This is a genomic window from Pseudomonadota bacterium, from assembly GCA_023229365.1.
Taxonomy (GTDB): Bacteria; Myxococcota_A; Polyangia; order JAAYKL01; family JAAYKL01; genus JALNZK01.
Genome location: JALNZK010000027.1, coordinates 1 through 13,938 on the forward strand (window position 1 = coordinate 1; position 13,938 = coordinate 13,938).

A 13,938-nucleotide genomic window follows, 5' to 3' on the forward strand; every position below is an offset into this window, starting at 1 on the left:
GATCCGACTTCGCCGTTTCCGAGGGTTGGGGCGAGAACATTGCCATCGGCGGGAACCTGGCAGGACACCAATGGTCTGACAATATCCTGCTGGAAAACTTCACTTCCGAGAAAAGCCGCAAGCAGGGGATTAGCGTATTCTCTGTCAAGGGGCTTACTATCCGAAATGGTATCTTACAGAAAACCGGCCTGTTAAGCGGGCAGGCAGGTACTAATCCCAAGGCAGGCATTGACTTTGAGCCTGAAGCGTATCCCCGGTATGTCCAGAACGTGCTTGTTGAGGACTGTCAGATAATCGACAACGACGGGTGGGGCATCGACTGGTGGTTCTATCATCTGGCGGCGGGCTCCATGACCGATATTGTCACGATAACAATTAACAACTGCACTGTAACCGGCAACGGTTCAGGGCAGATACGGTACGGCACAGGCTTCACAGCAAGCAACGCTTATTACCCATACCTGAACATTACCGTTGACGACGTACAGATTGGAAGCGGCGCTGTTTAACATATTCCTCTTTGGAAGGGGGTTTTTTTATTGGCATTAACTTTTGGGGATGTCAGGGAGTCTACCCTTGCCCTGCTTGACGAGCTTGACACATCTGGCGTTATCCAGACAACCGCCGATGTAACCGCCAAGATTTACGACTTCACCAACAGGGCTATGGTGGATTTAGCGACTACCACAGCTAAGATACACGGCGAACAGTACATCATTCATTCCCCTGTCTATGAGGGTTCGGACACTTCCGAGATACAGACATTCCTTCCTGATGGGGCGGATATTTCAATTACCCTGGAAAATGCCAAGTCCTGTTTCTTTGAAGCAACCGGTCCCGGCACAGTGGTAATTGAAGAAGCGGTGGTGGGTTCTACCACTTACACCGCACTTGAAACAATCACAATCGCGTCAACGGTGACTTCCCTCACCGAGTACCGCAGGCTGATAACCCCTTCAATTTCAACCAACACTATCAGATTGAGGTTTACCGGGAGTTACGCATTCAGCTTCAGGAATTATGTCCTCTACCCCTACACCTTCGCAACGGCGGCACTTGTCCAACAGTACCGGCCTTACTTTGAGTATGCCCTGCCGACTGACTTTTTGCAGCTTGACAAGGTGATGGTGAAGTACGGCAGAGGCAAGTATTCTGCCTATACCAGCTACACCCTCGACAACGACAACAAACTTCGCATCAGCAGGTACGATGCTCCGGCAGAGTTCATTGTCCACTACTGGCGGCTTCCTACCAAGTTCACCTTTACAGAGGTAGAGGCTACGGACGATGCCCTTGTATTCGGCATTGACACGGTTAACAGCACCTACAGGGTGAGCGACGAGGCGGCTAACATCATACCGCTGTTTGTTGCGGCCAAGATACTAAAGTCAGAGGGTGGCAGCGGCCTTACTTTCGGCGGTGACTTGATGAATGATTACGAGTTCCGCAAGTCCCAACTGCTGGCCAATTCTGCGGGGTATGTGGGCGAAATAGCCAATGTGACAGGGTGGTGATAACGTGGTGAGGCAGTACCAACAATTTAATGTGTTAACACCGCCATCTTCTCCAAAACCCTTCCGTCTGCAACTCATCGACGGAGGGGTTTCCTATAAATACGAACAATCACAGATAGCCGACAGCCAATCCCCCTACTCGCTGAATACCTGCTGTGATGACAGGGGGGCATTGCAAAAGCGCCCCGGACAGGCAGAGGTATACGACACGACACTAGGGGCAGGTGCGGTGCATTACATCTACGATTACAAGCTGTTGGCAGGCACTACCAAGCGCATTATCCATCACGGTACGAAACTCTACACCCAAACAGGTACAACACAGCCGATAGAGATTTACAGCGGCGTTGCCAATGCTAAGGGAGTGGCGTTCACCTTTGGGGATGTTTGGTATTACATCGACGGCACAAACTTCATCCAGTACAACGGCACCACAGCGGCGGCGGTTGTCGGCTACGCCCCGATAATCAGCGAGGCCAGAACGCCCGCAGGGGTAGGCACTATCAACGAATCACTCAATCTCATGTCCAACTCATGGCGGGATAGTTTCAACGGCAACAACTCTGATACCGCCTTTACCCTGTCATATGCCGGACTGTCAACCGTGACTGTAACTGCGACGATTGCAGGGGTAACAAAAACGGAAGGAACGCACTTCACAGTCAACCGCACTACCGGCGTGGTTGACTTTGCGGCAGGGACATCCCCTCATGGCGCACCGGCTACCGGCACGAACAATGTCATCATTCAGGCAGAAAAGACAGGACTCAACGACTCCACCTACATTAAGAAGAACAAGTACGCTGTCATATTTGGCGGCGCTAATGACACTAGGGTATTCCTGACAGGCGGTGACGCTTCGACAGTCTACTACTGCGAGGTTGCCAACGCCCTGTACTGGCCTACCCCCAACTGGTTTATGGTGGGTAGTGACGCTGACTTCAACACCGGCTTTTCTGTGATGTACGACCAGCTTGTTCTATTAAAACAGCGTTCTATTTCCCGCATTGAATACGTCGGATCTACCACAATGGACTTTGCTTCCTACCCCCTCAACTCAACTGTGGGCTGTGATATGCCTTATACGATTCAGACGATTGACAACAATATTGTTTTCTGCAACTCCTATGCAGGGGCTTTTGTCATGACGGCGACAGACACCCGGACTGAAAAGAATGTCGCGCCTCTAAGCGGCAACATCAACGGCGGGTACGGCAGGGCAGGGCTTTTAGACGAAACAAACGCCAACCTCCTGCTTGCTACCTCGGTTGACTGGGACGGCAAGTACATCATCTGTGTGGGTAGCAACGCCTATGTTTGGGACTATGCGCTGACACCTTTCAGCTACACCGGCAAGGCAAGCGAGGACGAGGAACGACTGGCGTGGTTCGTGTGGGATAACATCAATGCCAACTGCTGGCTTGTGGATGACGGCACTTGCTACTACGGCGACAGGGATACCGGGCTTGTGCAGGAGTTAACGCCTGCCATATTCTCGGATAACGGCGTTGCCATTAACTCATACTGGAAATGCAAGTTGCTTCACTTCGGCCTGCCGGAGTGGGAGAAGCATATTTCTGACCTGTATATACGGACTCGCGAGGCGGGCAATGTCGCACTGACAGTTACCTTTTACGACAGAAAAGGGGCGGTGCTTTCCACTAAGACAGCGACAAGCAAGTCATTCTCGTGGGACTACTTCTCTTGGGACTTATTCACATGGGAAGCCTACAGCGTCCCTCCGACGCTTCATTTTAAGCCGAAAGTTAAAAAGTCTGTTTACTTCCAATTCATGGTTAGCAATAACGAGGTAGGACAAAACCTATCAATCATGGATTTGGAAGCTTGCTATTCGCTGACCAGAAAAACAAAGGGGTGATAAACATTGACGATTCCTACCTTCGCGTATACCCCGGCAACGGGGTTTTCCAATACGACAACCTTCCCCAACCCCGCAAGCGGGGCGGCGGCGCGGCTTCAGCTCATGGTTCCGCTTGACCAGATAACGACACACCTGAACGCCCTAAAAGCAATATTTGAGGCGGTTACAGATGGGGCAAGCGGCGCGGATCATGTCGCGGCTACTACCATTGCAGGGCTTACAGGGAACACGGTACAGGCACTTTTAGAGAACATTGTCACCGTCTTAAAAGCGGTAACGGACAGCGCAAGCGGCGCTGATTTTGTCGGCGCAACCGCCATTGATGGGCTTACCGGCGCGACGGTGCAGGCGCTTTTAGAGAACATTATGACTGTACTGAAAGCGGTAACAGACGGTTCTTCCGGCGCTGATGTGGTTGGCACTACTGCCATTACAGGGGTAACAGGGGCAACGGTACAGGCACAGCTTGAAAGCCTGAAGGGGCTTATAGATGCAGTTGTTTTGGGCGGCATCCCGGATGACAGTATAACTGATGCCAAACTTTCTACTGCGGCGGGTGCAATACTTGACGTTGTGACAGCCCATACAGCCGCGACAGCGGATATGCAATTTTTAACAACTAGGGGGGTGCGATATATTGGCTAAGACATATACGGATCAGGCTTACTCCGGGACGCTGGCAACCGCTGGCGCAACAGCGGCAACAATAGCCGCTTCAACCACTTTTGTAATGCAGGGGTTTTGTATCAGCAACGCCAACGCCTCCGCAAGAAAAGCGGAGCTGTTGGTAGACGACAAGCGGATTTTGCCCTATCTTATGACGATACCAGCGGGGGACGTCCTGATTAGAACCGGCCTCAATATGCCTGTGACTACCGGCCTAACTATCAAAGTCAAGGGCGAGGTTAACAGCGATATGGATTATTACATCTGGGGGATCAACGAGGTGACTTCATAATGCAGGGGTTGTTGAGTTCCAGCTTTTTAAGTCAGGCGGGTATTTGTGGTGTCGGAGTGCCTATAGTTGTTGCCGCAGGGGACGACCTGTGGGCATCAAACGACACGGATGCGGCTAAAACGGTAGGCACCGACCCAACCAAGGCAAAGGAAATTACAACCGCCAACGTCCGGGGTGTCGTGCGGGTAAAGTTTACAATTGCGGCTAACTCGCCGCCGGGTTCAGATATTAAATACGGGAAGATTTATAAAAACGGCAGCCCTGTTGGGACGGAGCGATCAATAGCGGCAGACGGAGCAGCGACCGAGTTTTCCGAGGATATTGCTATAGACAATGGTTCTGTTCTGCAAGTATATGTGTACGCTGCAGGCATAGGCAATAATATTATTTTGTCCAATTTTAGACTGTATATAGATTCTAAGATGGACTACACAAATACCTTAGAGTAATCAGATCCGAAAGGGGGTTTGAAATTGGCAACAATAGGCTCAACTGTACGAAAAACGGCAACACTCTCGCCGTATGAGGCGGCAGAAGAAGAAGCAAAGAAGAAACAACTGGCAGGCGCATATACAACTGACCCTGTAAGCGGGGGCGCGAAACAGCAACTTGCCTCCGCTATCAGTTCAACGCCCGGATATGGCGGTGGCGGGGCGGGGTGGACAACCTCTCCTGTCAATGGCGGCAGTATATCTACGCCGTACACAGGAACGGCAGCAGGGACATTGGCGGGAGACACAGGGGTCAAGGCAACTACAGACAACAAGACCCCCGGCTGGACAACCGACCCTGTGGGGCTTACTAAATCAGCAGGGCTTCTGACTACCGGCACGGGGGCAGATACGCTGACAGGCGGGTACGATAAAACCCCCGGAGGTACGACCGACCCTGTTTATCCCACCGGGACAACCGGCACCCTGGCAACAGCAGCAACCCCACAGAAAACCTTCGCCCTCGACAGCAGAACGGGGGTAGGGCAATACACCGACACGACCGGCTGGAAGGTGAATCCTGCTACCGGGCGGCTGACGATGATGTTCAACGACGGCACGTTTTCTAATGTTTCCGCAGCAACGCCGGAGGAAGAATCTGCATATCAGGCGCAACGTCAAGGCGGCAGCGCCCTTACAGGGGCAACCGGCGCGGCGGCAACTACCTCACCTGTTACCAACACGGCGGCGGCAGGCACTACAGGAGCAACGGCGGCGGGAACAGGTACTACAGCGGCAACAGCGGCAACAAGCGGCACAGGCACTTACAGCGACGTTGATTATATTTCCGGTATTGCCAACCAGCTTTATTCGGCATATACCCCGCAGATGGAAAGCGACATTCGCGCCAATACCCAACAGTATGGGGATTTAGGCAGACAGCAGAATGAGTACGCCGCCCAACTCGGTATGAACAGAAGCGGGCAGGCTATTCAGAATATCGGCAATCTCGGACAGCAGGAAATCAACGCCAACAGCGACATCAGAACACAGGCACTTCTTGACAGCTACACCCGCGCCCTGCCCTATGCGGAGTTCGGCTTTACAGAATCACAGGCAGGCAAGGAGAACGAATACAAGTACGCGGCGCTTGCACAGGAAGCGGCAAATTCAGCGGCGGCTAACGCTCTGGCTGAAAGGGAATTGACACAGCAGGGCAGTCAGTTTGACCAGTCCCTGGCGCAATCAGGCTCACAGTACAGCCAAACACTGGCACAACAGATAGCGGAGGCCGAACGCACGGCCGCCCTCAACAGGGACAAACTAACGGCTGATACGGCGCAGAATCAGGAGGCTAACGCTATCGCAAGGGAACAGTTAGCGGCTGATATTCAGCAGTCACAGGGCAACTTGGATTACCTGACTGCCAATGCCCGCAATGAGTTGATTATGAACCTGTTCACCAATTACATGGCGATTACCGACAAGGCGACTCTCCCGACAGGCACAGCGGATTATATTAAAGCCCTGATAGCCAAATACAATGTCGACGTTTCGGCGGCATAGAGGGGAGGGAAAACATGAAATCCAGCGACCAATCTACAGGCAAAAGCAACAAGACATCGTCTTCCAGCAGCAACAAGAAGAAAAGCGCAAGCGGTGTCCGTACTACGGCATCGGGACAGGGCAATACATCTTGGGGCGGTTCGAGTTCCTCTGGCGGTTCTTCCGGCTCATCCGGTTTCATCGGCCCTGTTATCCCAGGTGCTACAGGACACAGCGGCGGGCACAGTTCCGATTGGCGAAGGGTTGGCGGCGGCGATAGTGGGAGTAGTGGAAGTAGTGGCTATACCCCTTCCCTCACACCTATTACACCCTACACTGGCATCAAGGATACCGGGCTTGTGTCTGAAATGGATCTCGACCTTATCAATCAGTACCGCAACAGCCTGCTTGATATCAACGCCCTGCCTAATGGCTTTACTCGTGGGGATGGCTCACGGAGTACGGATGTTACGGCAACACGGTTTGAGAATCTAGGCAGCGGCGGGGTTAACCGGTATGACAGTACCTTGTCCAACCCGGAGGGGAATGTGACATTCATTCCCAACGCCGGGACATGGCGCAAAACAGGGGATGGCAGCACAGACCCGGAGATGGGTTCCAGTTATGCCAAGAATGACAGCCCCTACAGCCTGTCCCTGCGCTTCAGGCGAGGGGAGAACCTCAACGTAGACCCTAACTACTACGATGCAGGCAGGGAACAGCAAACCGCATCTGCCATGTGGAATAAGACGCTGACACCGCAACTGCCGGAGAACACTTACGCTTATCAGCGGGCGAAGTCAATGGGGAAACTCGATGAATACTATTCCTCTGACACCATCCAAAACGACTCGATGATACAGGCGGCGGGACTTGACCCCGGCGGGTTAACGCCGGAGGAAAAGGCTGTCATGGTTGAAAAACTGAAGGAAATGGGGTATTGATATGGCGGTTGATATGAACAAGATAAACAGCCTGCTCGCGCAGGTACAACCCAGGGCATCCCTCACCCCATCCGCTTCAGCGGTGTCAACCATGCCGATAGCGCCAGAATATGAGGCGTACAAGGCTAAGAAGTGGAATGACGATGCTGGCAGTGAATATGGGATGCAGTGGACAAAGGGAGTCAAGACACATCAACTATTCGATGCTGAACAGGAATCCAAGGCGAATCAGGCATTGCAGGAATATCAAAACAAGATGTCTGCCTATAACACACAGCTTAATCAATTCAACAACGACCGCACATTTTCAGCTAATCAGGAGAAGGAACAGGCTGATAGACTGGCACAGCAGTATGCCGACCAAGGACTGATAGCGCCCACCTCTACAAGCGACATCACCCCACAGATTCGCAAGTTTGGCGAACTCTACACGCAGGCGGCGACAAGTGGGGATATGCAGGCGGCAGAATCTTATCATAATGCGGCTTTAGATTTAGCGAGGAAGGCCGGGTGGATACAGGAGGGAGTAACCCCCTCATCTGTCAACTCCCTGCCGAATATGACTTCTGCTGGCCTGCCGACCTACAAGCGGCAGAGTGAGGAATCGGCGGCGGCTAATTCTGTTGAGGGGCAGGACTGGTATATGCCGCTGGCAAGGGCACAGGCAGAAGCTACGCTTGCCAACACCCAAAGGAGTGCTAACGCTCCGTATGGCGGGAGTAGTGGCGGCGGCGGGAGTGGCAGTACACCTAAGCCGGTATCTCTATATGACCAAGCTAAAGCGGCGGCATACAATGACCCTCGCCTTTACACCGGCAAGGAAGGCACTCCTGAAGGCACTTGGAGCCTAGAGGATCTTATAAGCGCCTACATGATGACATACGGCGGGCAACAGCAGCCGCAGCAGGCTTCGGGCGGCGGTGATGTAACATCGTCTATGATACAGCAGGCAAGGGCAAACGGTTATTCCGATGTAGAAATAAGGCAGGGATTAATAGAAGATGGGCTTGACCCTGCACAGTATGGCTTATAAAGGGGGTGTTTCCCCGTGGGATTACAAGATTTAGCGAGCAGACCCAAAAGTGGGTTGGCGGCATTAGCGGCATCTCCAAAGATAGATTTAGGCTTCGACCCTGAAGTGGGCGACCCCTCCCTGCAAATGAAAGCCGCAGAATACGAGCCTGAATTCAAGAATCTCAACACCGAATGGATGACCGCGCATCCCACCTTTGCCAAGATATTCACCCCTCTAGGCAGGGCAGGCAATGCGGTGATGGATGTTCCTTTCATCGAGAGGGCAGGGCAAACAGGTGCGGAGGTTATGACTACCGTTGATAACCCCGACAAGACCACCACAGGCAGTAGGCTTGGGGATATGGCGGCAGATTTAACAGGCGGGCTGATGGGGTTTACGGCTAATCCGCAGAGCGCAGGGGCGAAGCTGTGGGGCGGGAGTGAGCAGTTAGCGGAGAAAGGCTTATCCCTGATACCGCAGGTGGCAAAACTGCCTGCGTTCGCACAGACAGGCTTGAAACTCGGTGCGGCTTCCATCCCCTATGAAGCGACAATGGCGGTGGCTAACAACCGTCCTGTGGACGCAGGCGAGATGGCAACGGCGGCGGGTAGTAATGCGCTGTTGGGGATGTTGCCGTATGGGATAGGGAAAGCGAGTAATGCGCTGAAAGGGTTTAAGAATCCTAAGGTGGAGTTGCCTATTATGGAAGCCCCTGCCCCTAAAGTGGAAATGCCTACTATCAAACCAACTATCCTGCCGAAGGGAATCGAGAGCGTCAAGACTACTCATCCCGATGTGCTGGCGCAGATGAAAGCGGATATAGGGGAGGCTGTGCCGATTAAGGGCAAGGGCGACTTCCTGGGCGAAGGCTCAATATCGGCGGCGAAATTTACCATACCTGAAAAGCAGGCGCAGATGGGCGAAGAAAAAGTACGTTCATTCATGGTAACAGGGATGAAATCACCCGTGACGCACCCCGAAACTAAAGCTGGGTTGTTGGTTGATACTTTTGAAGGTGGCCCCGGCGGGTATAAAAAACAGACTCATGCCATGACAGAAGAAGGATCAAAACAATTTCTAGCTGATGAAGGACTGGAAAAGTCTGTTGATTATGTCCTGCACACTACCGATGTAAACGCCTACAGGATGGGATTAGGCAAAGAGGTAATTGTAAAACTGCAAGAACAGGGCAATATGTCAAAGGCTATTGATGTGTACGAAACCCTTGCAGAAAAAGCGACTGGAGCAGGGCAGTACAACGAGGCAGGAAAGTTATTCAACGCACTCACTCCCGAAGGAGTGGGGATGAAGGCGGCAAAAGACGCTAAAAAGGCATACGATAAACTGCCTGCCCCCGCAAAGCAGAGGCACACAAAAGCAAGCGAGGATGTGCAACTGTCTTTTGATGAGATAAACAAAGAGGTTGTCGAAGAAGTAATTAACAAGACCACCAAGACAAGCAAGCCAAGTAAAACATCAAAAGAAAAAACACCCGTGTTAACCGAAGAAGAACTGGCTCCCGATATGTTGGCAGAACGGATTAAACAACACGTTTCAGAGTCCAAAGACAAAGAAGCCGATCCCATAAAAGACATGATAGATACCCTGTTTAAGAAAGCCAAAGAGGTACTACCAAAGCAGGATGCAAAACGGTTGCCTCGTGATGAAATGGCTTTTGTTCAAGAGGCTATTGCTAACAAAGAGAAATATCGTTCTGTTTGGGACGAAGCGAAGAAGTCACTTCAAGCCAAGTATGGCGACAATCCAGGGATTATGGATAGCGTTGATTCGTTTATTGCTCACTATATAAACATCCCATATTCAGAGGCGTCTATTGGCAAAATAACAAGGGCGGGGATAAAAGGCGAAGGCGTCGACCTTGCTCAAATTGTGAGGGAACACTACACCGTACAAACCAAGGCGGGGAATGACTTAGTAAAAAAACTCGTTGATATGGGTGGAATGGCAGAACGGGACGCCCAAGCCCTTGCAATGGAAATAGGCACAAAGTTTGAGCAATTAGCAACCAAAAAGAAACAGCAGATACTCGATCAGAAGTTTGGTAAAAAGCACTTCGGCAAGCGTCCGGCGATTGATGATTACATGATTGAACTTTCCAACTTGGGCGCATTGTCCAAAGGGCAGTATAGGCGACTTGTGGCTGAAAAACTAGGTTTGCCGGTGTTCTCGGAGGATATGGCAAAGCAGTTAATGAAACTGGCGAATGATGCACAGACGCTAAAGGGCAGGGATGCCGAAATAGCAAGAGGCAAGATGAAAGAGATTCTATCCTTGTTGAAGCCTGCGACCTTGGGGCAGAAGGTAGACTCATTCCGGCGAATTGCCATGCTGCTAAATCCTAAAACTCATGTTAGAAATATCGGCGGCAACGTCATTCTTGCCGCTTTTGAAAACATCAAAGACATTCCCGGCTCATTGGCTGATATGGCAATTACAGCAGGGCGCAAGGCACGAGGCGTTAAAGATGCCACCAGAACCACCTTGATGCCCTCTATTGAAGGGGCGATAACACAAGGCAAGGGGTTTGTGGAAGGCGCAGGGCGGGTATATTCCGATGTTAAACATGGGGTGGACACCACTCCAAGCGGGCAGTATGAAATACGAAGCGGAAAGTCGTTTAAAAGCCCAATAGGGAAGGCGTTAGAAGGCACAACAAATACGCTGTTAAAAGCCGGTGACGTACCATTCTACCAAGCGGCATACAGGGACACGCTACGCCAACAGATGAAAATTCACAAGGTAGACACCCCAACAGAAGCAATGGATGCGGCGGCCAGGAGTGTAGCAGAACATCGGACATTCCAAAACGACAGCGATATAGCGAAGGGCGTTAAATACCTACAGGGCGGGCTTAATTATGTCGGCTCTGCGGCTGGCCTTGGAACTAAAGAATGGGGCTTAGGGAATGTGGATATCCCCTTCGTTAAGACACTTGGAAACATTATGGATAAAGCGGTTGACTATAGCCCTGTTGGGTTTTTGTCGGCAGCTAAACACGCATATACCAGTACCCGAAAAGGTGTTTTTGATCAAAAGGCCGTTGTTGACGCAATAGGCCGGTCTGTTGTCGGTTCGGCTACTATCCTGTTAGGATATGACTTATGCAAAGCCGGTGTAATTACAGGCCAACAAGATAAAGACACCGATGTTGCGGCGTTTAATAGGAACGTTGGGAAGATGCCCTACTCGTTTAATATGAGCGCAGCCAAAAGGCTCGTTACAGGCAATGACCCATCCCCTCAAAAAGGCGATGTAATCAGAACATATGATTTTGCACAGCCAATAAGTGTGGCGTTGGCTATGGGGGCAGACATCTACAACGGAATCAAAGACCGCAAAAAAGCCTCTGATATGGTGGTAGAGGCGATTAAAAGCGGTGGCAACACTCTGTTAAAACAGTCCGTTATGCAGGGGATACAAAAGATGATGGGCGGCTATGATGCCATGCAGGGGATTTTAGATACTGTCCTGCAAACGCCTTTACAGTTTGTGCCAACTTTAAGCGGGCAGGTAGCAAAGAGCGTTGACGATAAGACAAGGGAAACATACAGCGACAGCACGACCGGAGAAATTGGCAACAAGATAAAAGCAAAAATACCCTGGTTGAGTAAATCACTCCCTGCCAGGGCAGATACTTTAGGTAAAGACATGCCCTCTGTCCAGGGTGGCAATTCAATTTGGAACACATATTTCAATCCTAGCACGACAAAAGAATTTACTCCTTCGCCTGTTGAGCAGAAAATAATGGATGTGTATAAGGCCACAGGCGACAAGACAGTACTCCCAAGGTCTGTTAAGCAGTATAAATCATTCAAAGTAAGCGGGCAGGAAGATCCTATTAAACTTACTACCGATGAATATGCCCTATTCCAAAAACGCATAGGGGAGATAACCAATGAAAAGTTGGCGGCGGTTAACACCACAGATCCAGCCAAGGCGGTTGGAGAGATAAACAAAATCATGGATGCTGCTGCCCTGACAGTCAAAACAGAAATCCTGCGTAGTAGGGGCTTAACTGTGAGCAAGAACAAAAACGGAAGTATTGTAGCAAACTAAAGCAGCCGCCTCACGGGATGGTGTGTGAGGCTGCCAGAGCGCGACCTCTGACCGGCTGCCAGAATATTATAGCATAATTTTACAGGGGGTGGTGCGTCATTGACGGAAGCAATCGAACAGCGGGTAGCACGAGCAGAGGAAAAGATAACCACTCTATTTACCTGCGCGGAACGAATCAAAAACAGGCAGGAGGCCCACGAAACCAAAGATGGCGAGGTGGTTGACAGGATAATGGACAGACTCGACAATATGCAATCAGCTTACGCTAACAGACTGCCGATATGGGCAGTCTTATTAATTGCCACACTGACGGCGGGCGTTGGGTGGCTGGCAAGATAAAATAAAATCAGGAGGTAACAAAATGAATTACGCTTACAAAGGCAAAGACGGCATCATCCACATCGTAGACAAAAAGGAAACAGCAGAGGAATCATCCACCACCGGCCCCATCATCGAAACCGACATCCCCGGATCAAACGGCATCCCCCTAGCAATCATCAAAGCGGAGGACGCTTTTATCGACTGCGAGTTAGGCACTATCTACCTCGGAGGCAACGGTAACCACGGCAAGGGCCGCAAAGTGGCATTGTCCAGCCTGCCCGCAAACTTGCAGAAATTGGCGGTGGAATTGGGGTTTAAGGGCTGATGGCAACGGCACATTTTGACGACAGCGAATTTACCTGCAAGTGCGGTTGTGGGCTGTTCATCCCCAACACCAAGTTACAAGGCGGCTGTGAGTTTGTGAGGGCGCGGATCATGCGCCCTTTGCACATTCTATCAGGCTGTAGATGCCCTGCTCACAATGCGGAATGTGGCGGTGTGGAGGACAGCCAACACCTGTATGGTACTGCGGTTGATGTGTATGCCGATGGGATTAGCGTTGATACGATTGCAAGGGCAATGGAGCAGGCAGGGTTTGACGGTATCGGCATATACCGCGAGCAGGGATTTACCCACGGTGATTTTCGCCCAAATGGCCCTGCTAGGTGGGAGGGATAGAATGACACAGCCAACAGGTAGGCCAAGAAAACTTAATAAATATCAGTTTGATGGTGATATTGTCATAGGATTAACAACAAATACTGGTAAAGAGTTTCTTGTTGATTTGTGCGACCTTGAAAAAATTAAAGATTTTACGTGGTATGAAAATCACGAAGGGTACATTGAAACAGGCTTACAAAAAGGGGCGAAACGGGAGAGGGTATTTCTCCACAGGCTCCTTATGGGAGTTCATGGGCAAGATTGGAAGAAGATGCAAATCGATCACATAAATAACGACAGAAAAGATAATAGAAAATCCAATCTGCGTATTTGTGATTGTGGGGATAACCAGTTAAATAAAACAAAACCCCGTAAAGACAACACTAGCGGGCATACTGGCGTATACCGTGAAAAAAGATGGGGCGGGGCATGGATGGCCCGAATTAGTTATAGGGGGAAACATATAAGTTTGGGCTATTTTAAAAACAAAGACGATGCTATTAAGGCAAGGGCTGAAGCAGAATTGTTTTATTATAAGGATTTCTGCAATCTAAATCCTGCCATTGGGTGGGAGGGGTGAGATGCCCCTCC

General features: G+C 50.9%; 12 protein-coding genes. All 12 read left to right on the forward strand.

Translation table 11 applies throughout. From position 1 onward, the window contains the following. Window positions 1-509: right-handed parallel beta-helix repeat-containing protein (locus M0R80_13495; protein ID MCK9460647.1), on the forward strand; the 509-nt coding region annotated here is incomplete at its 5' end. A gap of 30 nt (window positions 510-539) precedes the next feature. After that, on the forward strand, window positions 540-1,514 hold the full coding sequence (locus M0R80_13500) for a hypothetical protein (protein MCK9460648.1): 975 nt from the start codon (window positions 540-542) through the stop codon (window positions 1,512-1,514). A 7-nt stretch (window positions 1,515-1,521) separates the two neighbouring features. Beyond that, a complete protein-coding gene (locus tag M0R80_13505; GenBank protein MCK9460649.1) occupies window positions 1,522-3,393 on the forward strand; it encodes a hypothetical protein in 1,872 nt (623 codons plus the stop codon). Between the two features lie 105 nt (window positions 3,394-3,498). Beyond that, the gene (locus M0R80_13510) at window positions 3,499-4,041 is read left to right on the forward strand and encodes a hypothetical protein (GenBank protein MCK9460650.1); all 543 of its coding nucleotides are present in this window, start codon (window positions 3,499-3,501) and stop codon (window positions 4,039-4,041) included. Further along, window positions 4,034-4,354: a hypothetical protein gene (locus tag M0R80_13515; protein MCK9460651.1), complete on the forward strand. Its 321-nt coding sequence runs from the start codon at window positions 4,034-4,036 to the stop codon at window positions 4,352-4,354. The genes M0R80_13510 and M0R80_13515 overlap by 8 nt, the downstream gene beginning before the upstream one ends. Next, window positions 4,354-4,803 (forward strand): hypothetical protein, encoded by a 450-nt coding sequence (locus M0R80_13520; GenBank protein ID MCK9460652.1) that lies wholly within the window; start codon window positions 4,354-4,356, stop codon window positions 4,801-4,803. The genes M0R80_13515 and M0R80_13520 overlap by 1 nt, the downstream gene beginning before the upstream one ends. 24 nt (window positions 4,804-4,827) lie before the next feature. Beyond that, entirely contained in the window at window positions 4,828-6,351 is a 1,524-nt protein-coding gene (locus M0R80_13525; GenBank protein MCK9460653.1) for a hypothetical protein, read from the forward strand. A 14-nt stretch (window positions 6,352-6,365) separates the two neighbouring features. Beyond that, a complete protein-coding gene (locus tag M0R80_13530) occupies window positions 6,366-7,274 on the forward strand; it encodes a hypothetical protein (protein ID MCK9460654.1) in 909 nt (302 codons plus the stop codon). A 13-nt stretch (window positions 7,275-7,287) separates the two neighbouring features. Next, complete coding sequence (locus M0R80_13535) at window positions 7,288-8,307, forward strand: hypothetical protein (protein MCK9460655.1); 1,020 nt, start codon at window positions 7,288-7,290, stop codon at window positions 8,305-8,307. Between the two features lie 15 nt (window positions 8,308-8,322). After that, window positions 8,323-12,366 (forward strand): hypothetical protein, encoded by a 4,044-nt coding sequence (locus M0R80_13540; protein ID MCK9460656.1) that lies wholly within the window; start codon window positions 8,323-8,325, stop codon window positions 12,364-12,366. Between the two features lie 361 nt (window positions 12,367-12,727). After that, window positions 12,728-13,012 (forward strand): hypothetical protein, encoded by a 285-nt coding sequence (locus M0R80_13545; GenBank protein ID MCK9460657.1) that lies wholly within the window; start codon window positions 12,728-12,730, stop codon window positions 13,010-13,012. Window positions 13,013-13,366: 354 nt separating this feature from the next. After that, window positions 13,367-13,927: an HNH endonuclease gene (locus M0R80_13550; GenBank protein ID MCK9460658.1), complete on the forward strand. Its 561-nt coding sequence runs from the start codon at window positions 13,367-13,369 to the stop codon at window positions 13,925-13,927. Window positions 13,928-13,938: the final 11 nt, after the last annotated feature.